At 40.0% G+C, this 22,863-nt stretch carries 17 protein-coding genes; 9 read left to right on the top strand and 8 right to left on the bottom strand.

Annotation, left to right across the window (positions count from 1 at the left end; all coding sequences use genetic code 11):
* Nucleotides 1–244: 244 nt before the first annotated feature.
* Nucleotides 245–3,238 carry a diguanylate cyclase gene (locus VUI23_RS15815; RefSeq protein WP_342804963.1) on the bottom strand — a complete coding sequence of 998 codons (2,994 nt, stop codon included), beginning with the start codon at nucleotides 3,236–3,238 and terminating at the stop codon, nucleotides 245–247.
* A 637-nt stretch (nucleotides 3,239–3,875) separates the two neighbouring features.
* Here VUI23_RS15815 and VUI23_RS15810 point away from each other — a divergent pair.
* Nucleotides 3,876–4,595 carry a cytochrome b/b6 domain-containing protein gene (locus VUI23_RS15810; protein WP_216047167.1) on the top strand — a complete coding sequence of 240 codons (720 nt, stop codon included), beginning with the start codon at nucleotides 3,876–3,878 and terminating at the stop codon, nucleotides 4,593–4,595.
* Nucleotides 4,596–4,816: 221 nt separating this feature from the next.
* Here VUI23_RS15810 and VUI23_RS15805 read toward each other — a convergent pair whose 3' ends face one another.
* Entirely contained in the window at nucleotides 4,817–5,800 is a 984-nt protein-coding gene (locus VUI23_RS15805; RefSeq protein ID WP_342804962.1) for a DNA topoisomerase IB, read from the bottom strand.
* A gap of 540 nt (nucleotides 5,801–6,340) precedes the next feature.
* Between VUI23_RS15805 and VUI23_RS15800 the strand changes: the two genes are divergently transcribed.
* The 5 genes from VUI23_RS15800 (at nucleotide 6,341) to VUI23_RS15780 (ending at nucleotide 11,288) form a co-directional block, all read left to right on the top strand.
* A complete protein-coding gene (locus tag VUI23_RS15800; RefSeq protein WP_342804961.1) occupies nucleotides 6,341–7,615 on the top strand; it encodes a DEAD/DEAH box helicase in 1,275 nt (424 codons plus the stop codon).
* A 183-nt stretch (nucleotides 7,616–7,798) separates the two neighbouring features.
* Nucleotides 7,799–8,413, top strand: coding sequence for a hypothetical protein (locus VUI23_RS15795; RefSeq protein ID WP_342804960.1), 615 nt, complete (start codon nucleotides 7,799–7,801; stop codon nucleotides 8,411–8,413).
* Between the two features lie 26 nt (nucleotides 8,414–8,439).
* Nucleotides 8,440–9,561: a sensor histidine kinase gene (locus VUI23_RS15790; RefSeq protein WP_342804959.1), complete on the top strand. Its 1,122-nt coding sequence runs from the start codon at nucleotides 8,440–8,442 to the stop codon at nucleotides 9,559–9,561.
* 48 nt (nucleotides 9,562–9,609) lie between these two features.
* Nucleotides 9,610–10,221, top strand: coding sequence for a response regulator transcription factor (locus VUI23_RS15785; protein ID WP_342804958.1), 612 nt, complete (start codon nucleotides 9,610–9,612; stop codon nucleotides 10,219–10,221).
* A gap of 584 nt (nucleotides 10,222–10,805) precedes the next feature.
* Complete coding sequence (locus VUI23_RS15780) at nucleotides 10,806–11,288, top strand: DVU3141 family protein (RefSeq protein WP_342804957.1); 483 nt, start codon at nucleotides 10,806–10,808, stop codon at nucleotides 11,286–11,288.
* Between the two features lie 27 nt (nucleotides 11,289–11,315).
* Here the strand turns inward: VUI23_RS15780 and VUI23_RS15775 are convergent, their stop codons facing one another.
* On the bottom strand, nucleotides 11,316–11,984 hold the full coding sequence (locus tag VUI23_RS15775) for a glutathione S-transferase (protein WP_303500881.1): 669 nt from the start codon (nucleotides 11,982–11,984) through the stop codon (nucleotides 11,316–11,318).
* 222 nt (nucleotides 11,985–12,206) lie between these two features.
* On the opposite strand from VUI23_RS15775, the gene VUI23_RS15770 reads away from it, so the two are divergent.
* A complete protein-coding gene (locus tag VUI23_RS15770; RefSeq protein ID WP_342804956.1) occupies nucleotides 12,207–14,534 on the top strand; it encodes a DUF3656 domain-containing protein in 2,328 nt (775 codons plus the stop codon).
* A gap of 476 nt (nucleotides 14,535–15,010) precedes the next feature.
* Complete coding sequence (locus tag VUI23_RS15765; RefSeq protein ID WP_342804955.1) at nucleotides 15,011–15,991, top strand: transposase; 981 nt, start codon at nucleotides 15,011–15,013, stop codon at nucleotides 15,989–15,991.
* A gap of 232 nt (nucleotides 15,992–16,223) precedes the next feature.
* Here VUI23_RS15765 and speB read toward each other — a convergent pair whose 3' ends face one another.
* From speB to VUI23_RS15740, 5 genes are all read right to left on the bottom strand, one after another.
* A complete protein-coding gene (speB, locus tag VUI23_RS15760) occupies nucleotides 16,224–17,048 on the bottom strand; it encodes an agmatinase (protein ID WP_342804954.1) in 825 nt (274 codons plus the stop codon).
* A gap of 503 nt (nucleotides 17,049–17,551) precedes the next feature.
* Nucleotides 17,552–18,526, bottom strand: a complete 975-nt coding sequence (gene secF, locus VUI23_RS15755; RefSeq protein WP_216047156.1) for a protein translocase subunit SecF — start codon at nucleotides 18,524–18,526, stop codon at nucleotides 17,552–17,554.
* Nucleotides 18,526–20,361 carry a protein translocase subunit SecD gene (secD, locus tag VUI23_RS15750; RefSeq protein ID WP_342804953.1) on the bottom strand — a complete coding sequence of 612 codons (1,836 nt, stop codon included), beginning with the start codon at nucleotides 20,359–20,361 and terminating at the stop codon, nucleotides 18,526–18,528. The genes secF and secD overlap by 1 nt, the downstream gene beginning before the upstream one ends.
* A 144-nt stretch (nucleotides 20,362–20,505) precedes the next feature.
* Entirely contained in the window at nucleotides 20,506–21,057 is a 552-nt protein-coding gene (locus tag VUI23_RS15745; RefSeq protein ID WP_342804952.1) for a hypothetical protein, read from the bottom strand.
* A gap of 147 nt (nucleotides 21,058–21,204) precedes the next feature.
* Nucleotides 21,205–21,759 (bottom strand): DUF1439 domain-containing protein, encoded by a 555-nt coding sequence (locus tag VUI23_RS15740; protein WP_216047153.1) that lies wholly within the window; start codon nucleotides 21,757–21,759, stop codon nucleotides 21,205–21,207.
* 513 nt (nucleotides 21,760–22,272) lie between these two features.
* Here VUI23_RS15740 and VUI23_RS15735 point away from each other — a divergent pair.
* The gene (locus VUI23_RS15735) at nucleotides 22,273–22,860 is read left to right on the top strand and encodes a PEP-CTERM sorting domain-containing protein (RefSeq protein ID WP_342804951.1); all 588 of its coding nucleotides are present in this window, start codon (nucleotides 22,273–22,275) and stop codon (nucleotides 22,858–22,860) included.
* Nucleotides 22,861–22,863: the final 3 nt, after the last annotated feature.

Here is a 22,863-nt window from a genome sequence, read left to right as displayed (position 1 = left end):
AGGACACCCACCTTAGTTAGGACCGATAACCTCGTAACGCTATAAAATTTAATCATGGGTGTCTTGTTAAAGCGTTTTCTTGTTTAACCGTTTCAGTCTTTGCCCCCTCACGGTTGCTTACAAGGGGGGCTGTTTTTCAATACATAGCACTAGGTTAAGCAAAATTAACGGTAAGTCATGGTCGATTTGGTATTTTTGACCTTTTTAGGGGATTAACCGATTGAGTAAATTAGGACGCTACTCGTTATTCATTCTGGTAAACAACTACCTGGTTTCGTCCGGATTCTTTTCCTTTGTATAAGGCACTATCTGCTCGCTGCAACCACTTTTCTAATGAGATATTTGGTTCAAGGTTAGCAACCACGCCTATAGTTAAAGTGGCGCAAGTATGTACGTTAAATTTCTTATGGATAGCTTGCTGCGCGGCCAACCTTAGCTTCTCAGCTAAAGTCACGGCTCCAGCTTGTTCTGTGTTTGGCAACAATAGCGCAAATTCCTCGCCTCCCCATCTAGCCAATACATCTTGAGAACGTAGTATTTCAGATAAAGTATCAGCGATCAGTTTTAAACAGTCATCTCCAGCTTGGTGACCATAAGTATCATTAAACTTCTTAAAATAATCGACATCCAGTAATAAAATCGCCAATGGATTAGCTGACCTTTTTCTAAGTTCTTGTGCAAACGTAAAGGCTCTCAAAAAGCCTCGTCGATTCGTTAACCCAGTTAAATGATCCGTTTCAGCTAATCGACTCAAAGTCAGATTAGCTTCTTCTAGTTGTTGGGTTCTTTCTTGCACATCGCGCTCAAGTTTTGCGGCAACTTTTGCCAAATGCTGGGTTCTCCATTTGATGATGGTCCAAATAAGAAAAACAAAGATGATGAAAATTAAAAATATCAAAGCCTTGTTCATCCACCATGGTGCGGTGACCTTAAAGTGAAGTTTTAGCGACTCTGCGGTAATTGTCCCTTGACTATTTTTACCTTCGATTTCCAATATGTTGTCACCAATTGGCAGGTTTCTCAGCACCAAATGATTATCTAAACTCCAATCGGTCCAATCTGGGTCTCGACCAGTTAAACGATAGCGGAACATGTTTTTGCTCGACTCTCTAAAGTCTGTCACACTAAATTGTAAACGGACCGGACCATGATCATGGGTTAACTCAAAGCTAGACTGTGAATAAATCGCGTCGTGTTTTTCTTTTTCGTAACCAATAGATATTTGGGTTAATCGCACATGAGAAGGCGATATGTCTGTAAACATGTTACTTGGGTTAAATTCAAAAGCGCCCTGTGAACTAGCCAGCGTAATTATACCTGTTTCTGAACGCTTGATCCCGTGTTCTGTAAAGGTCTCGATAGGCAAACCATGAGCAATACCCACTCGCTGAATATGCTCATTGTTAGGATTAATAGATATTAAACTTTGATTTGTAGCGACCCATATCATTCCGTTGTTGTCGTGGGTGATACCTAAAATGCGTTTTGATGGCAAACCATCTTGAAGGCTATATTGTACAGTAGCGCCTGTTTCGGGGGGGACTCGCCACAAGCCCTCGTCAGAACAAAGCCATAGCGTATTGTTCATATCAACATGGGCGCAATAGAGTTGCGAGGAGGAAACAGCGGTAGCTAATTTGGGGCTCGAGCCGAGCGGGATTATTCCTGAAAATCGTGTCGCAGCGTAAAGGTTACCGTTGGCTAACTGAAATATGGAATAGGCCATATTACTGCGTATATTCGAGATGCTTTGGTCAATCCAAGTTAGTCGATTTTCCTCAATAGAAAGTTGAGCAATGCCTACTCCCCAAATACCAAAATAGATTTTATTATCATTATCTTCGTATATCGCCGTCAATCGAACGTCTTTCAAGGCCAAGTCAGCAAAACCGAAATATTCTTCTAGCGCCATTGGTTTAGACACTTTGCTTCGGAACACCTTATTGTTAGCACCGACCCATAAATTGTTTGTGCTATCGACAAAAAGGACGCTAATTTCGTCTGTTTTATAGTTATTTGGGAAAGGTATAAATTGCCACGCGTTTTCAAGTGACGAATTATAACGCCGGTATACCCCGTCGTTGGTCGCTAGCCAAAGTTCATTTGAATGAGAGTAATGAATCGATTTCACCGCAAGCTTCCCATTTAAGGCCGTGGGGAAGTCTGTATTTTGTAACAGTTGAGTAAAACGACTTTCAGTCCGTATACCAATAAATAAACCCTTGTCTCTTGCCCCTGCCCATATGCTTCCGGTTTGGTCTAAAAATAAACTTCTAATATCAGTTCCTAACAGATCTGATGCTTTTCCATCTTTGATTAATAGTGAATAGGTGTCCGCTTGCAAACGATATATACCGTTGTTAGTGCCAACGAACACTGTTTTCTTCTCAGCGTCTGGTTGAATGTCATTGATTCTTACATTGGATGATTGCTGTTGATTTTGGGTTAAGCTAATAGGCTTGAATGCAGAAGAAGCTTGATCAAATATAAATAGTCCACTATCTGTGCCTACCCAAAGTTCATCTTGAACAAGCTGTAGGGTACGAATTTCATTCGAACGACTTTTTTCAGGGATATCTCCAGTGAGCGTATATCCTTGCCACTTCGAGAGATCTTTTGAAAGCTTATATAAGCCATTTGACGTCGCCACCCAAAGGGCAGTATCTGACTCTTGCATCCACCATATCCTCACATTACTGAGTGGGTTTTCAGATGGCAAGCTGTGCACTAAATCAGGATTTGAAAGGTTGATAAAATTGAGTCCCGATAGGGTGCCGATCCATAACCTATTAAGACTGTCTTTGAAAAAGGTTTGTACATGGTCATTACTGATCGATGGTTTATCGGTCTCAACTCGATAATTCGTTTTTGTTTGACTGGCAGATTCCCATCTTATTATGCCCATTCCCCAAGTCGCGGCCCATATGACTCCTTGGTCAAGGTACAGTTTGGAAATGTTGGCATTTTCGTGTCCGTTTAGTAGTACTTTTGACCAAGCTTGATAACTATAACCATCGTAACGGACCAAACCGTCTGTATCTGTGGCCAGCCAGATTAAATCATCTTGATCTGATACAACATGGTATACAGAAGACTGATGCGCAACGACTGGCTGCTCAACCGAATAAAACTGGTAAGATACATTTGCTTGGTCGGCAGCATAAACCCCGTTAAAACCTACCAAAAATAAAATCAGCACGGAGATACGACAAATAAGACTAAAAAAATTTAGTACCATGGCACTTATCGGTTTTTATTCATATACACAGATTAACCAACAAAGTGAGTTATTTCTAGTGATCATGGTGGTTTAGATATGTCGCCTTATAAAAGTTAAAACTAGTAACTACGAGATTTAGCTGCGCATTGGCATGACTTTCAACTACTTATTACGGTGACACATTTTGCTTTTATTCGAGATGATCAGTTTTAATTACCAACACAGTAATAAACAAAGAAATACCCTAGAGACCGAATAACAGGGCTTCATCAGCAGGGAACTGGTTTACCCGATTATCTATCTGCAGCTTCAAGCCAGCCTTAAACCGCTTAAACACATCTTGAGAATTATCCGAATTATCAGGACACCCATGTTAACGGGCTGGAATGAATTATCAGGACACCCATGTTAACGGGCTGGAATGAATTATCAGGACACCCATGTTAACGGGTAGGTAAATTAAATGCTCGGAAATTATCAGGACACCCATGTTAACGAGCAGGTAATTTAAATACGCGGAATAAAATAATCATGGGTGTCTTGTTAAGTATCTTGTTAAGTAAGAAGCTTAGGTTATGCGCCAGATCAATGAATTGAACATCTTAATCATTTATGCTGAAAAGACAGTAAATTTCCTGACTACATCGAGGTGAATATGAATACTCAATATCAACAAGTCTATGTTTGGAGTCAATATTTGCGACTATTTCATTGGATAAATGTTCTCACAATCACGATGTTACTGGGTTTCGGCTTAATTATTTTTAATGCGAAAACTTTAGGAGTAAGCGTTGATGGCAAAATTCTACTTAAAACCGTTCATGTCTTAACTGGTTACGTGTTTGCAGCTAACTTGTTGTTAAGAGTTGTTATGGGGTTTTTCGGTAAAGGATATGAACGCTGGCATAAGACTCTACCATTTGCTAAAGGATTTACTAAAGAGTTAGCCGACTTTAAACAACAACCCCATAAAAAATACAAAGGGCACAACCCGCTAGGGAAGCTTATGGTAGGGGCGCTATTGTTATCAATGTGTATTCAAATGATTAGTGGTTTAGTTATCGCAGGTACTGATATTTATTATCCTCCATTGGGGCAATATTTTGCTAAAAGTATTGCAGTTGATAGCAGTAAACTTGATAGCATTAAACCCTATTCTAAAGAAAATGTTGATGAACAAGCTTACCAAAAAATGCGCGAACTTCGAAAGCCATTTATCACTGCACATGTCTACGCTTTTTATGCGCTATTGTGCTTAATTCCATTACATATTATCGGCGTTGTTATTAGTGAGCGTAGAGAAAAAACTGCTTTGGTGTCTTCAATGATAAGTGGTTATAAATACCTTCCGACGAAAGACAATTTAGACGAATAGTTGGCTCATTAATCCACGGACATTAGAAAATTATAAGAATTATAAGGACACCCATGTTAACGAGTAAGTAATTTAAATGCTCAGAATAATATAATCATGGGTGTCTTGTTAAAAGCGACGTATAAATATTGGCGTTTAATGCTTTGTTGGATAAAGGTGAGTGACGGTAATTGTGACTTTAAAAGTAATAAATAGTACTAAAAAGTTTATATGTTTGAATATTAAGTCGCGACTAAATATTCGAGTAGTTTCAACGTTGCTTTTTCGTCTGGACTGAAATATTTGGCTCGCGAGCGTTTAAGTTGCTTGCGGAAATAAGCAAGAGTCCGTCCACTTTCGTAATGTAATATGACGTTGGGATGAATGTAATTTGAGCGGCATACTGCGGGTGTGTTACCTAATTCGCTTGCGACCTTTTTAACAGCGGTTAATACATTACTCTTATTTAGTTTCTGGTCACTTGCCGGGCCAAGTTCCTCAAGGGCGATTGCCATAAGTACGGTTCCGGCCCATGTTCGAAAGTATTTTGCGCTGAAGTCTTCACCCATAACTTCGGCAATATATTGATTTAAATCTTGCGCGTTGATTTTTTTGCGTTCGCCATCAGGCAAGGTAACGTCAAACAACTCATAGCCAGCCATTTTTTCGAGATGGGTTAAAACCTTGCTTACGTGTTTATCGTCGACTTCCCGGTGTTGAGGTTGCTGACTTTTGCCAATGTAATCAAATTGAACCTGACCATCGTCAAAACTCATGTGTTTGACTCGCAAGGTGGTTAAACCGTATGTTTGGTTGTCACGGGTATAAGTGGGGTTGCCAGGCCTGAAAAAGGCTTCATCGAGCATACGCGTCATACAAGCTAGAACGGCTTTTTCATCGATGGGACGGCGTGTTATATGTTGTCCGGTGACTCTTCGCATCGTAGATAATTCTTTGGCGAATCGTAAAATTCGTTCAAATTTTTGTTCGCTAGCTTGCTCTGTCCACTTGGGGTTATAAATGTATTGTTTGCGGTTTTGTGCATCTCGACCAAAGGCTAATATTTTGGCACTGCGATCAAGATCAATCTGCACTTCTTGCCATGCTGGTGGTATTGCTAAGCTTCGCACCCAACGCTTAATTCCCTTATTTTTAACCGTTTTCCCTGTGGGATACTGATATGTAAACGATTCGCCGAAAGGCTTTCGAACTATATAGCGATCCATTTAAATCTCCATATTAAGAGTAAATAGGGTCTTAAATTTCAAAACTACTACGGTTCAACATCTTAAATCGATCAATCTAGATAGGTATTACTTTTTGTATTCTAGGTTTACCTTATTGGGAAATTTAGAGCACCGAATGTATCGTTTTGACCTATTGGGTAGGAAATTATTCATTAAATTATCAAGACTCCCATGTTAGTTATCGAATTATCAGGACACCCATGTTAATTCAGGCGAATAATTAAGTTAGATGAAAAGATATAATCATGGGTGTCTTCTTAAATGTTGTAGGAAATCATTCAATATATTATCAGGACACCCACGTCAATTAGCTAATTATTAAAGTACGCAAAAAGCAATAGATTTGAGAACTTTTAAATAGTCTTCTGTCGGTTTGCTTTTTGTAATCTCAAATATCCTGATTTCAGTACTTATATTTACGGTTTTGTTATACCTTTGGTTTGCGCTATCAATAAATCAAATACAGATCTCAATTCCACTGTTTAGAAAATATTAATCTTTCCAAGGAATACTTACTCTATGTCTTTTCGTTTGTTAGGCCTGTGTGACGCGTTGTTGAATACTCTTGCCGAAAAAAGTTACACAACACCATCACCCATACAGATTGAAGCTATTCCGGCAGTGCTTGATGGACGTGATGTCATGGCTATGGCCCAGACTGGCACGGGTAAAACGGCGGCTTTTGCACTGCCAGTTGCACAGCTATTATCTGGTGGCACTAATCCACTTGCAAAAAACGTACGTGGGTTGATCATTGTGCCAACACGAGAACTCGCCTCTCAGGTTGCAAAGAGTGTAGAAAATTACTGTTGTAATATGGCAATCCGTTGTGGAGCGGTCTTCGGTGGTGTCAGGATAGAACCCCAGATATCAATGCTGAAAGATGGTTTGGATATCTTAGTCGCTACACCTGGTCGTCTCATTGATTTGTATCATCAACAAGCGATTAACTTTGAACAACTTGAAATATTGGTCTTAGATGAGGCTGACCGTATGTTGGAATTGGGTTTTATCGACGACATTCGCAGCATCCAAAACTTGTTACCCAACCAACGTCAAACTTTAATGTTTTCAGCGACATTTTCTAAATCAATAAAAGCCCTAGCTAAAAGTATGTTGAATAACCCTCTTGTGATTGAAGTGACGACGGCTAATAGCACTGTCGATTCAGTTAAGCAATTGATACATCCCGTCGACAAAGCCCGGAAAAGTGAAGCGCTGATATACCTGATCAAGAAAAATAAATGGCATCAACTGTTGGTATTTTGTCGCACTAAGCGCGGAGCCGATGATTTAGTATCCCAGCTAAAAAATGCCGGTATTAGCGCGGATTCAATCCATGCGAACCGAACCCAGCATGCACGCACGCTAGCATTAGATGGATTTAGTAACGGTAATATTCAAGTTTTGGTTGCTACTGATATTGCCTCTCGAGGTATTGATGTAAACCAACTACCTTGCGTGATTAATTTTGACTTGCCGTATGTTGCCGAAGATTATGTGCATCGCATCGGTCGCACTGGGCGTGCTGATAACACTGGCTTAGCTTTATCATTGTTCAGTGAGGATGAATCAAAACAGTTGCAAACAATTGAACGGGTGATTGGTTGTAAGTTGCCGCGTGAAATCATCTCTGGTTTTACACCCAATAAGAAGGCATCAGTAAAAACCTCTGATGGAGAGCTTTACGGTAATTTTGAGCCTGATCCTAAGCTCAAATCTAAGCGAAAAGGTGAATTTCTAGGGCGGGGAAAACGGCTTGCCAAGTCATCTAGTAGCAAGCGCAATCGTTAATACTTACATAAAGAACTTATCAAATACCCATTATGCTAAGAATTAGTTATTAATACCTCAGAGCCGGCCTCTATGTTTCTTTTGTGACAAATGTCACATCTTATTGGTGACATTTGTGCCTTATTCTTTGTTCACACTTTGGCAATAATAAACTCGTCTTTTAAACAACTAGCGAGTTAAAAAATGAAAATATTAACCTTAGATCAGCAACGCGAACAGTTTCGTCAACGTCGTTTTTTAGCGATGCCTTTAGCTGGAATGATAGTTTGGAGCATTATTGGCTTTATCGGCTTTTTTGTTGAATCAATGGAAATAAAAGTATGGTCAGTATGGTTAGGTTGTGGTGCTATTTTCTATTTGGGGATTTTCTTTGCCAAGCTCACCGGTGAAGACTTCTTTAACCGCAAAGGCCTTAAAAATGAATTTGATAACCTGTTTATGGCAGGAGTAGTAATGGCGTTGTTAGTGTTTGCCATCGTCATGCCTTTCGCAACTAAAGAAAATGAATCGATTCCTATGTCAGTTGGTATTCTTGCCGGATTAATGTGGATGCCGTTATCATGGGCAATTCAGCATTGGGTTGGATATTTCCATGCTATTACTCGAACTATTGCGATTGTGACCTGCTACTTTGGTGCCCCTGAGCATGTATTTGTATCTGTACCGGCTGTAATTGTAGTGGTATATATTGTCAGTATTTATATCCAAGAAAAGCGCTATGCCAACATCAAAGGTGCAACTGGCAGTCAAAGTAAGGCACTAAAGGATGCGGCTTTTACAGCAAGCCTTGCTAAGTGATGATGTAATAATCACAAGGAAATAAAATGGCTAACACTATACCAAACAGCAATATAAGCTTGCCCGCCCTTGGGCGTGGTGAGCGCAAGAAATGGTCTTTCATTTCACTCGTTTTTTCATTTTTTTATTTCGTTCCCCTGTTTATCGGTTCCAATACTCTTAGTACTAATCATTTGATTGCTTCTATCGGTATTTATGTATCCTTTATCGTGTTTTATATTTGGGCTGTTTTTGCTAGTGGAACGGCTGTGATATTGCCAATCATTTGCCTTGTGTTAGCTTGTATAGGTGGCACGTTGCTCAATTTTGCAGGGTTATTTTTATTTGGCTTTGCGACTTTTTTGATAGGCTATCATGGCCGTGGTTGGGTACGTGCAATTAGTCTTTTAATTGTTTTGAGTGCTATGGTTGCTTCGGTGATGCACTATCAAACCGTTGATTTACGTTATCTAATCCCCTCAGTTTTTGCGTGTTTGGCATTATTCGCATTTGGATTACTGGAAAGAAAAGAAGCCTTCATTGAAATACACAAACAGCATGCTGCAAATGAACTAGCGCAGGTTAGTGCCATTGCCGAGCGAGAGCGCATAGGTCGAGATTTACACGATTTAGTTGGGCATACTCTTTCAACTATTGCACTAAAGGCTGAGCTAGCAGAAAAACTCCTCCAACACGACCGCACCGACGAAGCAAAAACGCAACTTGCTGAGCTTAGTGCCGTTTCCCGCGACGTCTTGTCTGATGTAAGGAGAGCAGTTTCAGGCATGAAAAAACTCTCATTGCAAAGCGAATTACAGACTCTGACTAAATTGCTCGAAAATGCCAATATCGAAGTAGCATTAACGACAAATAAGTTGAGTGAAGTGGACCTGCCGGTAAATATTGAGTTGCAAATGGCGTTTGTTGCCAAAGAAGCAGTGACTAATATTCTGCGTCATAGTGATGCGAGTAAAGCCTATATTGAGGCGTATATTGACGGTGACATAATGAATATGCGTATTGGGGATAACGGCAGTAAGTCCAATATGCCCTATAAAGCTGGAAATGGTTTAACCGGTATGCAAGAACGCTTAGAGATGATTGATGGTACTTTGCTTATTAAGCATGACAAGGGGATGCACCTTTTAATAAGCGTCGCATTGTCTTAAGGCTAACCGCTGGTGTTAAGAAATGAATTAATTGAAAAGGGAAATTTAATGACTACAAATTTAGTTATTGCTGAAGATCAAACCTTAGTGCTCGATGCACTGACCGCATTAATTGGTTTTGAATCAGATATAAAGGTAGTGGCGTCTTGTGGTGATGGGGCAAAAGCGCTTAGTTTTATTAATAGTTCAGATGTAATCCCCGATATTGTATTGACCGATATTGAAATGCCACATATGACGGGCATCGAACTTGCCGAAACCTTGCAGAAGCAACATCCAAGCATAAAAATTGTGATCATGACGACTTTCGCCAAAGCCGGCTATATGCGTCGAGCAATTGAGGCTGGGGTACGGGGGATCGTGCTCAAAGAAGCTCCCAGTAACTATTTAATTACCAGTTTACGTAAAGTGATAAGCGGCGAGCGAGTAATTGATACCGAGCTAGCCATGATGGCGTTAGGGGATAAGGATCCACTTAACAGCAAAGAGCGTAAAGCACTAAAACTTGCGGCTGAAGGCTTGTCTACCGCTGAAATTTCAGAGAAATTATTTATTGCGCAAGGCACAGTGCGTAACTATCTTTCAGAAGCCATATCTAAGATGAATGCGACCAACCGAGTTGATGCGGCGCGAATTGCCAATCAGAAAGGGTGGTTATAGCGAGTTTGCCAGTAGATTGATTCTTTTATGATGTTTTCCGAAAAAGCTAAACCTGAGATATCTTTGTTATAAATTCATAGATATCTTTTTGAGTTTTGCATACATGGCTAAACATGGGTGTCTTGTTTATTCCTACATCAATAGCGCCGAATACGAAACTTTGCGATGGGTGTCCTGTTTATTCACTTGCTAATTATGGGTGTCTTGTTTATTCCTACATCAATAGCGCCGAATACGAAACTTTGCGATGGGTGTCCTGTTTATTCACTTGCTAATTATGGGTGTCTTGTTTATTCCTACATCAATAGCGCCGAATACGAAACTTTGCGGTGGGTGTCCTGTTTATTCACGTGCTAGTTATGGGTGTCCTGTTTATTTCTTTTTGTCTGTAGATACGAAATCTGCATTTTCTCCACATTACCTGCACCTTCTTTCAATATTTGATCGTTAATATTGATTGCATTCTCAGTAAAAAACTCCATGCGTCTCAAGATAATCTTGCATTTATGAATTAACTTACTGGAGAGTAGGCATTTTGTTTTTTTACACCAAATTCGGTCATGCCAAATAGAGAGGTACTTATAATGTTTACAGGTTCTAAAAAAGTAGTCATCGCTTTGTCTTGCATCAGTGTTTTATTGTTATCTTCTTGTGCGGGGCGCGGAGGTATACACCATGGTCATGGTGGAGGAGCAAACCCGCTCACAGGTTTAATTATCGGTGGCGTAATCGGTCATGAGATTGGCAAAGGTGAGGCCCGCGCGAAAGCTACAATTGTCGGCCCAACGGTTGAAATACATATAGGCGGCAATGTGGGGCGTCATATGAATCGACATGAACGAATATATATTTCCCATTCTCTAGAAACGATTCGTACTGGCGTTGCAACACAATGGTATAACCCGGATACAGGATATGAATACCGCGTGGTACCTACCAAAACGTACTTAATTGATGGTCAAACATGTCGCGAATATACTGTTGATGCAACCATTGGAGGGAACGCTGAGATAGTGCATGGAGTTGCTTGCCGTGGAGCAGATGGTAGCTGGGTTGTTAGAAAATAGTATGACTTTTATCCAGAAGTGACAGGGCTATTTGCTCGCATCCCATACCTCAAACTTTGTCATTACCTTGGTGAACATCACACTTTGTAGGTAATGCTTAAGCCATTTTTTCAAATTGGGATAAGGGGATTGCTGATACCATTGGCGTTCTACTTTAGCAAATTGACGAATAAAGGGTAAAAGTGCGATATCAACTAAGCTTTCTCTGTCTGACATGATATAACTGGCTTTGTTAGTATTCTTTTTAGCGTTCTCAACTGATAATAGACCTTCTAATTCTTGAATATAAATCTCACAAGCCTGCCTGCATTCAGTCAGATTATTTTCTCGATATCGTTGTGCGCATTTATAGGCATTTAAGCGAGTTTTAAATTCGTCATCAAAACGTGCAATCATTGAAAGCATTGAAGGTAGTGCCACTGGATCATCTTTACGAAGTAGATCGTCAGGATCATTCTGAGCCAAGGCCCACAACATAACCTCAAGGCTTTCATCAACGATCAACGATGGTTGTAATTCATCACCTACAACTAAAATTGGCACAGTCCCTTTGGCTGAAGCGTCGAGCATTTCTACGGGTTTATTGTTTAAATTTACTTCGCGCACAGCAACAGATTGATTGGCTTTGAAAAGAGCTATTCTAGCTCGCATCGCATAAGGACAGTTTCGTAATGAGTAAAGTATTGGCAGTGTCATAGTTTATCGTTCTAGTGTTCTTCAAAGTTAGCTCTGATGACATTTATCTCATGTTTTGAGTAGCTTAATTTGGTACTTTGCAGTATTTACAGATAATAATCTACTCTAGTCATATTCATTGGCTAAAGATACAGGTAAAATCGCCAGCATAAAATTACAGGACTTATAATACTTCTGTGAGTATCACCCCCAATGAATCGCACCTAAATGAGTAATATCGGCATGAATAATCTCCAAACCACACAAAAAATTGAATTATTAGCCCCAGGTGGAGATATTGATGCCATTAAAGCGGCCATTATTGCGGGTGCCGATGCCGTTTATTGTGGTTTAGACAACTTTAATGCCCGTAATCGCGCGTCTAATATTTCTTTTGAACAACTTGTTGGGGTAATTCGCTTAGCCCATCAATATGATTGCGAAATATTTCTAACCTTGAATATTGTGATTCTAGAGCAAGAGTTTACGACCTTAGCTAAATTACTCAGTAAGCTAGTAAACACCACTTTAGACGGTGTAATTGTTCAAGATATAGGTATGTTTAACCTGATTAAAAAACATTTTCCCAGCTTGGATATTCATGCTTCTACACAGCTCACTACTCATAATGCGGGCCAAATAGCTTTCCTAAAAAAATTAGGGGCCTCAAGGGTTAATTTATCTAGAGAGTTAAACCTACGAGAAATAACAGCCTTAACTGCAGTTAGCCGTGAACACGATATTTTAACTGAAGTGTTCGTTCATGGTTCATTGTGCGTGGCGTTCTCGGGGTTGTGTTATTCAACTTCTGCAAGCGCTGGTAATTCGGGGAATCGTGGCCGCTGTAGTCAAGCGTGCCGTGAAGAATATGAAACCACCGAGTCGGGGCACAATTTCCCCCTTAATCTTAAAGATAACTCGGCATTCTTTGATCTGCCAGCACTCATAGAAGCCGGTGTTTATTCGTTTAAAATTGAAGGACGAATAAAAGGTGCAAGTTACGTACATACGGTAGTAGATAGTTTTCGTAAACAAATCGACGGTTTTATTGAAACCGGCGAATTGCTTGAAGATGGTGAGCGCTTGTATAAAGTCTTTAATCGGGATTTTTCAAATGCGTTTTTGCGCGGTGACTTGAATCAGTCAATGTTTATCGATAACCCTCGAGACAACTCTAAAAACCATGCCATTGCTAAAGCCACCTCTAACGACGACAGCAATCGTATATCAGTGGTACAAATACAAGAAGTGAAGCAAACTCTTTATCAAGAAAAAAATGAGCTTCATGATATTGTACGAGAAAAAATTCAGTATTTGAGTATAGATAAAGTCCCTTTAATCTTAGTTTTTTCTGGTCAGCAAGGTAGTCAATTAACCCTAAATATTCGCACCGATGATGGAGCTTTTTATCGAAGCACTGAGGCTCAAGTATCTCAAGGGCGAAGCAAAAGTTTTACATTACAATCGAGCAGTTTATTAGCAAAAAGTGATAAAAATGCGATTGACGAACAGGTCTTAGAGAAACGCTTTAGAAGTTTGGGGAATGGGGATTATGAGCTCCAAAGCATTGATACTCAGCATCTGTCAACTGGGTTAACTGTGCCTTTTAGTGAAATGACAACCTTGAAAAATGAAGCGATTAGATTGCTTAATGGTGCGCAAGCGTTGATCCCTCCTGTGACATTACCTAAATTGAAAAATTACCCAAAAACTGCAGATACTAACGTTAAGCTTTCCATATTAATTTGTGACCAAGCAGATGTTGCTTTGGCAGAGGTTTCCAGCGCTGATATTTACTTTAAATTACCCGATGCTTATAAACGTGATTGCACGAAGTACGTTGACTTTTTGGCTGACAATCCGCGCCTGATACCATGGTTTCCAGCAGTATTAATTGGCAAAGATTATGATGTGGCAATTAATATTTTGGAAAAAGTTATGCCGCCATTAATCGTTACCAACAATACAGGTATTGCTTACCGTGCTAATCAGTTAGGAATAAAGTGGATAGCAGGACCATTTTTAAATACAACCAACTCGTATGCATTGATGGCAATGAAAGAAGATTTTGATTGTAGTGGCGCATTTATTTCGAATGAGCTTAATCGTATGCAAATGAAAAACATTGCACGTCCTGACAATTTCAAACTATTTTACAGCATCTATCACCCAATTTTACTGATGACTAGCCGACAGTGTTTCTTCCAGCAAAGTGTCGGTTGTGAAAAACCGAGAATAGATAACGGATGTATGCTGTCTTGTGATAAATCCACTAGTATTACTAATCTTAAAGGGATGTCTTTTGCCATTGATAAACAAAAAGCGGGTTACCCTAGCATTTACAACGAAGACCAGTTTTTGAATATGCAGGTGATACATGATTTGGCTGACTTATTTGATGGTTTTATGATTGATTTAACTAACATTGGTGCTGGCGATAAAGTTTCTCCGGATAAAATTGCGTTAATTCATCAATTCGAACAATTACTCGCGGGAGATAAAATGGTGGAGGCAACGTTAAATGCTATGGTGCCGGAATCAACAGTTAGTCAATATCATGCTGGGCTTTAAGTAATGGAAGGTATACTGACAATTAACTTTTAAATACCGATGGTTCTCTAATTAAAAGAGCTCAAAATCTGGCGGGCTAAATTTAACATTTTAAGGCATTTGTTAATTTGTTCTCCGTCAGTCACTGTCACACTGACAACTCGGTTATATACTTCAAAATTAACATTGCTTGCGCAAACGCTATCACTTGCCTTTCCATTTTGATTTCAAGCCAAACTCACTATTAAGACACCCATGTTTAGATTAATTATTAAGACACCCATGCTTAGTTATTGAGGCCGTTATCAAGACTCTAGGCCGTTATCAAGACACCCACCTTTGGATGACAACTTGAAGTAAACAATTTTACGGCTGGATTAAGTTTAAAACCTTTCAGTTTTGAAACAGGTTATGCTCATGTGTCTATTTCAATACTATTAAATTCTCAACTCTCGGCTAAACTTAAAAGTCTTCAATCAACCAAGGAAGGATGATGTATGCCGCAAGCTCGAAAAAATCAAATAAGTTTAATCGATACTCCTTATTATCATTGTGTATCCAGATGTGTAAGACAGTCATTTTTATGTGGTGAAAATAAATTTACCGGGCAAAGTTATGAGCATCGACGAGGCTGGGTGGAATCTCGTCTATTATTTTTAGGTTCGGTCTTTGCTATCGATATCGCGGCTTATGCGGTTATGAACAATCATACTCACGTGGTGTTGTTTGTAGATAAAAACCTTGCTGAGAGTTGGTCGAAAAAAGAGGTACTTACTCGCTGGCATCAATTACACAGAGGCACTCTGCTTACGCAAAAATTCATGCGCGGTGAAGAGCTAAGCGAATATGAGCAGCTCACGGTGGATCAAATTGCCGAAGTAAATCGTAAACGCTTGTATGACATAAGTTGGTTTATGCGTGATTTGAACGAGTACATTGCTAGAGAAGCAAACAAAGAGGATGAATGTACAGGCAGATTTTGGGAAGGAAGATTCAAATCTCAAGCGCTCTTAGACCAACGAGCCGTTATTGCCTGTATGGCATACGTTGACTTGAACCCAATTCGAGCGAAAATGGAAAGTACGCCACAAACCTCCAAGCATACCAGTATTTTCCAGCGTATCGCCGCTGTAAAAACGGGTAAACAACCTGATTCACTGCTGCGTTTTGTCGGTAATCATCAAAAAAATATGGCATCAGGCATCGCCTTCAGCTTAATTGACTATTGTGAGTTAGTGGTTCGTACCGGTCAATTTATTCGAGAAGATAAAGTGGGGCACATCAAGGCAAAAGAAAGCTCCATTATAGATAATTTAGGTATCAATTCAGAGCAATGGTTTACTCTTACCACTGAATTTGAACAGCATTTTTCGATTGCAGTGGGCAGTGAACATATGCTGCAACAATTTAAGCGCAACACAAAACATCAACGAATACGAGGCATGGGAAAAGCAAAAGTGTTGCTTAGACAAATTTAAAGTCATACACCTAAAATTACCAATATTGCAGCAAAAGTTGGCAATCACTGTTGTCTTTGGAATGTTAAAACAGAGATATTATCAATTTGAAAATGACCATTAGCCCTCCAGAATATATATAGAACCTCCTAAAGCTCAAGGAAACTAAAGCATCGTAGTCATCAAGTATTAACTTAGAGGAACATATAGATTTTCATATATATGGGTGTCTTAATAATTAACGAAGACATTACTACTCGAGCATTTTACCGCAGACTTCTTTGTATAACTTAGTGGCAACCATAGCGGTCATATCGTTTATGTCACGTATGGGATTGTATTCGACAATGTCAGCGCCTATTACGGGTACGTTTAAGCGATGAATAACATCCAATATTTGGCGTACACTTAAACCACCTGGTTCGTGGTGAGATACGCCTGGGGCATAGGCTGGGTCCAGTGCATCCATGTCTATTGTTATATATACAGGGCCGGTAATGTTGATTTGTTGAGCGCCTTTGTAGTGGGTCATTTCGTGTACTTCAACCTCAAAGCGTTTTGCTTGTTCTCGTTGGTGTTGATTTAAGGTGCGGATCCCTACTTGTACTAAGTGATTGGCCAACTTATTTTCCATGATTCGCGCAAAAGGGCAGGCGTGGGATAATGGATTGTTATCAAGAATGTCATATAAATCGGGATGAGCATCGAAATGCAAAATAGTAATGTCAGAATGATGTTTTGCCAAGGCTTTAATAATCGGATAAGTAATGGAGTGATCGCCACCAAAAGTCAGGGGTTTCGCACCTTGCAAGGCTATCTTATCAATGACTTTCTCAAGCGCTTCAAATGCGTCGGCTTCTTGTGTCCAAGACACTTCACCGGCATCCACTAACCTAGGATTATCATTAAGCTCTTGCCCCAACTCAGTAGCTGAATTTGATGAGCCCGACTCCATCATTGTGCGTATTGCTTTTGGTCCCAAAGCAGCGCCTTTCAGATGTGACGAAAAAGCGTCAAATGGCATGTTCAGTAAAGCAATGTCATCTTTAGATAATGGTTTCTCTTGCGGTTTTTTCATAGTGGCGTACTCAAAGTTTCATATCATTAGCACCACTTTAAATTGCCATGAATGATAAATCCACCTGCAGGCACCTGCTATCCTGTTTGTTTTATGGTAAATCGTCAGGAGCTACTCTGCTTTGATTAAGTGGATGCTGAATCTTGCCAACCAGATAGAAATTCAGGCTCAGATTGCCAAGCCGTATATCTGCTGCACTTGATAATAACACTCCAAATATGACGCCAGTTCATTAACCCATTGTAAAATTTTGTTATGGGTGTGGTGTCTAGTTAATACCTTCTATCATGGGTGTCCAGCTAATAATATCCCTATCATGGGTGTCCAGCTAATCATGGGTGTCTCGCTAATATCTATGGGTGTCTCGCTAATATCATAATGTCCAATGATGGGTGTCTAGCTAATATCGGGGTCTAGCTAATACCTTTACTGCAACCTCAAAGCAAAAAATGTCCACTTATGTGGACATTTTAATCTTGATTCTGGGTTCTATCTAGCGATAGCTATGGCTCATCATTGAGTAGTAATTCCTGGGCACGATGTTGATAGAATGCTGGATTTAAACCTATTAGTTGCGGGATTGTGGCCGAAACTGCAATTGAAGAGAGTGTTCCAAACACAACACCTGCAAATAACGCAATGGCAAAACCTTGTAATGGCTGTCCTCCGAATATCCAAATGGCGCCTATTGTAGCCAGTGTTGTGCCTGAGGTTATCAGTGAGCGCGTTAATGTTGATTTAATTGCGGTATTGACTAAGTCATTCATCTTTAAGCCGGACTTGGCGCGCATTACTTCACGGAGCTTGTCGCCTATTACAATAGAGTCGTTGAGTGAGTAGCCGATGATGGCTAGTACGGCAGCAAGCACAGTTAAGTCAAAGGTCAAACCGAGCCAGGCGAATAGCCCAAGAACAACTAAAACATCATGTACTAAAGCGACCAATGAACCACAGGCTAAGCGCCATTCAAAGCGCCAAGTTAGGTATACCATCATAGCAATTGCCGCTACGATCAAGGCTAAACCACCGTTATCAATCAGTTCAGATCCAACCTGGGAGCCAATAAAAACCGAATCCTGAGGTGTAATATCGTAACCGCTTTGGTTGGCAAATTGATTTAGCCACTGTTTATCAATTACATCCGTTGTGTCATCCCCTTGGCGAATAGTCCAATGGGTATTTGTCATGCTGCTATTGAGTTCAAAATCGCCAGTTAACTGCGCAGCTAATTGGTTTTGCATGTGTGATTTTTCGATACTCTGGCTGGTGGTAAATTCGGTCAAATAACCGCCAGTAAAATCTAATCCCAAATTTAACCCGCGCAGACCTAATCCCAATGCAGATATTACCATCAAAGCCATAGCCAAACAAAAGCCCGCCAAACGATACTTGCTAAAACGAGAAACGGTTTGAGTTGAACCTTTACCTTCATTGGACTCATTATTACTTGATGAGTTGTTGATTAAATGTGTTGTCATTAACTGAGCTCCTTATGTGATACCGCAATTTGTGGTTTCACCAAATAGGTTAAAACGTGGGAAACAAATACACCGGTAAACATACTGGTTAAAATACCTAGACTTAACGTCATGGCAAATCCTTTTACTGGGCCATAGCCAATACTTAAGAGTATTAACGCGGTGATCATTGTGGTGATATTTGCATCTAAAATCGTCGAAAATGCTTCTTTATAGCCAGTTTCAATGGCTGAGAAGTTACTTTGTCCACGCCTTCGCTGTTCTTTTATTCGCTCAAAAATTAGCACATTTGTATCTACGGCCATGCCCACGGTTAATACCAAACCAGCAATACCGGGGAGAGTAAGCACCACATTTGGTAACAATGCCATTAAGCCCAATAAACACACTAGGTTAAGCACCAAACTGGTGTTAGCAATTAAGCCGAGTTTTCGATACCACAAGCCCATAAATAGCAACGTAATGCCTAAACCAATGGCTAATGCCATGATCCCGTTGTTGACATTGTCTTGCCCCAAAGAGGCTTGAATTGTGCGTTGTTGAACTATAGTAATGGGAGCGTCTAACGAGCCTGCGCGTAAGAGTAATGCAAGGTCAGATGCCGCCTGATGACTTTCTAAATTAGTGATGCTAAAACGGTTACCCAACTGACTTTGAATAGTCGCAACGCTGATGACTTTGCTTTTTTTGATCATCTCATCAGCAGCGTTTCTGTGGTACTCAGAAAAAACCACTACCATAGGCTTGCCAATATTGTTTTTGGAGAACGCTGACATTTTTTGACCGCCAATAGCATCTAACGACAGGTTCACCAAGGCAACGCCCATTTCGTCGCGGCCTGTGCTGGCATTTTCGATACTCGCTCCTGTAAAAATGGGCTTTGAAGCTACCCGCAAATGACGACCGTCTTCATCGCGAAAGGTTTTAGTTCCAATTGCACTATCGCCAGCTATTTCATAAAAATCTAATGAGGCTGTCGCTCCTATGATTCGTTTGGCTTGTTCTGGATCTTTAACCCCAGGTAATTCCACACGAATACGATTCTTTCCTTGTCGTTGCGTAACTGCTTCGGTAATTCCTAACTCTTCAATTCTGCCACGTAGAGTTGTAATTGCCTGGGCCATAGTTTCACTGTGAAATGTGCTAAGGCTTTGTTGGGAATACATTAAAATGCCGTTGTTATCATCGACAGATGTGTAAGTTATGCCCGGCAAACGTTTCTGTAATTCGTTTACTACTATTTTCACATTGCCGGATTGATGACTCAAAAAATGTAAGTTAATTTTGCTCGTCAAATCCTCGTTATCAGCAGCAACCTTGACAGTCATACCGCGCAAACTATTTTGATGAATGATTTGCAGGGCTTCGTCTTTGGCACTTTCTATTCTTTCTTGATCAGCTTTGTGGATATCCACTTCCAGTACAAAGAGCACTCCACCGCTTAAATCTAAGCCCAATTTAATCGGCGACATACCTAGTTCGTCGAGCCACTTAGGGGCCGCAGATTGGCTTCCTAAGCGGACTTGGTATGCCGAACCTAAATTACTTTTTAGCTGCTGCTGTGCCCGTGACAGTGTTTCATCGTCTCCTTCAATAACGACCTTACTGTCTACTTCGCCGTTGATAATTTGTTTAACTTGAATGTCTTCTTGTTGCATTAAATTACGCAACTGTTGTGGCGACGGCAGTGATTGAGTTGGGGTTTGCGCGCTAATCAATAACGCGTTGTTGCTCCCGTATAGTGTTGGAATCGCATTTAATCCCAGAATGAGTACAGTGACAATGATCACTATTATTTGCCAAGTATGCTTGGGTTTTGCAGTTGTTTTACGCATATTCGTTCTCTTTTTACCCAAATGAAGCGCTTTGAAGCGACTATCATTTAGGGGGCAAGGGCGCGGATTCGCGCCAATGCAAAATAAAATTCAGTACTGAAAGTACAATTAATAAAAGTGCGCTCTAACCAGCGCGAGAACGTTTTAACTTAGGTAGGTAATGGTGCCGGTATAAAGCGTGTTTGCGTCTTTCCAGCCATTTAATTTGCTTTGATTACTTGCCGCATCGGGGCGCAAATACCAAGGAATATCAACACTTGGTGTTAATGGTGCTAAAAAGTGCTGACGGCCTAAAATTTCGGGGAGAAATTCGTAGGCTAAAACAAATATAGGTTCGTTTTGAATTGAAGAGCTAAAAGCGCTATATGCTGAGCGTTCGAATGGGGGCCAGCGTATGTCACGATTAAATCTAATATGTTCAGGAGGAATTTCCGAGCGAAAGTCATCGCCTACTTGATTGTTATGCTCTTTTAACCTGTTATTTCGTTTAATAAGCAGGTAATCCGACGACAAAATTTGAGTGGTGTGGTTGAGTTTAGCAACACTGTTTGGATTATCGATGTTGTGATTATAAACACTAATATGTACTGTTTTATTTTCGCTATGCAGTGAGATTTCTAAACCGCGGGCAGGGGAGCTTAGTACCGCAAAAAGTGCAATACACATACTTAAAATAAACGCCCGCCAAGTCCACATGAAACTGATTAATATACCCTTGTTGAATTGTTAACTTTAATAAGGACGAACTGAAAAAATGCAAGGCCACTTATAAATAATACTCAGAAGTTGCAGCCTATGCTTTCGTTGAACCTAAATAGCTGGTTCGACGATTTCTAATCTAAACTAAAGACTTGGCACCAATTGAATCGCACCTTCTACCACTTTTATATTCAAAGGGACTTTGCTCAAGAGCGCAACTTTAGGGTCTGCCATATCTAATTTATACACTGGTGTGGTCGCTAAAAATGTATTAATCAGATTCATTACTTGGTCATTTAGTAGGTTCAAATTACCTTTATATTTACCCGCTTCAACCGTTGAGTCGACGAGTTTAAGGTTTTGTAAATATACTGCTTTTTTATCACTGTCGTAAGAAGGGCTACCTTCGATTTGCAACATTAAACGTACTGGATATTTAAATGCGAAGGCGTTTATTTCTGCACCGGAATCAACGCCAAGGGCGATGACATCCCGGTTGTCCGGACCAATATTAACACTTAGATTGTTAACGTTCAGCTCTACAGGCAACCCCATTACATTGACCTTTTCGCTTAAATTGGGGAGTTGTTGGCTTAGTAATGATTGCACTTGAGCGTTTGAGAATGAAAAAACCGATAAGCCTTGTGTGCTGGCACACCCAGTTAGAAATAAAGCTCCAATTACAAATAAAATTTTCATGACAAACCTTCTGGTGATTTGATAACAATAAAGTGGCACAACGTTAGCGACTAAATAAACAATATGATTGTAACGTTTCACAGCTTAAGATCGACGAACGCTTAGTTCGTATTGTACGAGCTTGCAGTGCGTAATGCTATTAGTCTTAAACTCGGGAGGAGGTGAAAAGAAATAAATGCTAGTAAACAAAATTTTAATTGCAGCGAAGCTAGATATTTGTTTTTTGCGCTTAAACTTGAAAATAAGTGCTTACGACTAACACTATTCACTAGTAGTGATATATCTGAATCGATAACCTTAAATTTAAAAACAGCCAAATATGGTCGCTCAATAATATCTTGGGTATTATACTTAAGTATATGATAGAGATGAGATTTTTTGTCAGATTTATTTACAATAGATTTTTATTCTAAAACGTGAATTGATAAATAATCGTTATTTATCAATCGTTTAAAATATTGGCCTGACTATTGCTTTTGTTTTAACAGTTGTATCATTTATGAGGTTTTAAAAATGAATAAAGTGTTATGTTTAGTTGCTTTACTTTTCGCGGGCGTGGCTAATGCCACTATTATTTCCGGTGATTTTCGCACTGAAAGTGACCTTCCATATTGTTGTTTCGACGCTGGCCCATTAGTTTATGAGAACTTAAATGCATCGGTTGGAGCGGGTAACGAATTAGACAGTACAGACTTGTTGAGTAATGACAGCGGTTGGTTTGGAGGTTCAGTATTTATCGATCTCGACCCGACAACAAACATCGTTACTCTCAGTTCACAAGATAACCTCGATTTTGAAGTTTTCACTGCTTTTATTAGCAATATCGTTTTTGATGCCGGTGAATCAATTACAGGATTGTCATGGATATCAGGAAATTTAACCGATATCGCCGTTCCTGAAGCATTGTCTTTTACCGCCAATAGTATTGAAATCAGTTATGATGTTGGTAGCGGTAATGACTTTTTCTATTTCACCGGAACCCAAGCACAGTTTCAAATTGAAACTCAATCTGGTTCTGTAGCAGTACCTGCGCCAGCTTCCGTTTTATTGCTTAGCTTAGGTTTATTAGCGTTGGTTGGAAGAAAAAGATATCACGCTTAATTA

The organism is Alteromonas sp. M12 (assembly GCF_037478005.1).
In the GTDB taxonomy this organism is placed as follows: domain Bacteria; phylum Pseudomonadota; class Gammaproteobacteria; order Enterobacterales; family Alteromonadaceae; genus Aliiglaciecola; species Aliiglaciecola lipolytica_A.
This window is presented reverse-complemented; position numbering and strand designations above follow the sequence as displayed.

Coding starts and splice junctions, on each gene's coding strand:
- VUI23_RS15815 (WP_342804963.1), bottom strand. CDS start 3,238: ATGGTACTAAATTTTTTTAGTCTTATTTGTCGTATCTCCGTGCTGATT.
- VUI23_RS15810 (WP_216047167.1), top strand. CDS start 3,876: ATGAATACTCAATATCAACAAGTCTATGTTTGGAGTCAATATTTGCGA.
- VUI23_RS15805 (WP_342804962.1), bottom strand. CDS start 5,800: ATGGATCGCTATATAGTTCGAAAGCCTTTCGGCGAATCGTTTACATAT.
- VUI23_RS15800 (WP_342804961.1), top strand. CDS start 6,341: ATGTCTTTTCGTTTGTTAGGCCTGTGTGACGCGTTGTTGAATACTCTT.
- VUI23_RS15795 (WP_342804960.1), top strand. CDS start 7,799: ATGAAAATATTAACCTTAGATCAGCAACGCGAACAGTTTCGTCAACGT.
- VUI23_RS15790 (WP_342804959.1), top strand. CDS start 8,440: ATGGCTAACACTATACCAAACAGCAATATAAGCTTGCCCGCCCTTGGG.
- VUI23_RS15785 (WP_342804958.1), top strand. CDS start 9,610: ATGACTACAAATTTAGTTATTGCTGAAGATCAAACCTTAGTGCTCGAT.
- VUI23_RS15780 (WP_342804957.1), top strand. CDS start 10,806: ATGTTTACAGGTTCTAAAAAAGTAGTCATCGCTTTGTCTTGCATCAGT.
- VUI23_RS15775 (WP_303500881.1), bottom strand. CDS start 11,984: ATGACACTGCCAATACTTTACTCATTACGAAACTGTCCTTATGCGATG.
- VUI23_RS15770 (WP_342804956.1), top strand. CDS start 12,207: ATGAATAATCTCCAAACCACACAAAAAATTGAATTATTAGCCCCAGGT.
- VUI23_RS15765 (WP_342804955.1), top strand. CDS start 15,011: ATGCCGCAAGCTCGAAAAAATCAAATAAGTTTAATCGATACTCCTTAT.
- speB (WP_342804954.1), bottom strand. CDS start 17,048: ATGAAAAAACCGCAAGAGAAACCATTATCTAAAGATGACATTGCTTTA.
- secF (WP_216047156.1), bottom strand. CDS start 18,526: ATGACAACACATTTAATCAACAACTCATCAAGTAATAATGAGTCCAAT.
- secD (WP_342804953.1), bottom strand. CDS start 20,361: ATGCGTAAAACAACTGCAAAACCCAAGCATACTTGGCAAATAATAGTG.
- VUI23_RS15745 (WP_342804952.1), bottom strand. CDS start 21,057: ATGTGGACTTGGCGGGCGTTTATTTTAAGTATGTGTATTGCACTTTTT.
- VUI23_RS15740 (WP_216047153.1), bottom strand. CDS start 21,759: ATGAAAATTTTATTTGTAATTGGAGCTTTATTTCTAACTGGGTGTGCC.
- VUI23_RS15735 (WP_342804951.1), top strand. CDS start 22,273: ATGAATAAAGTGTTATGTTTAGTTGCTTTACTTTTCGCGGGCGTGGCT.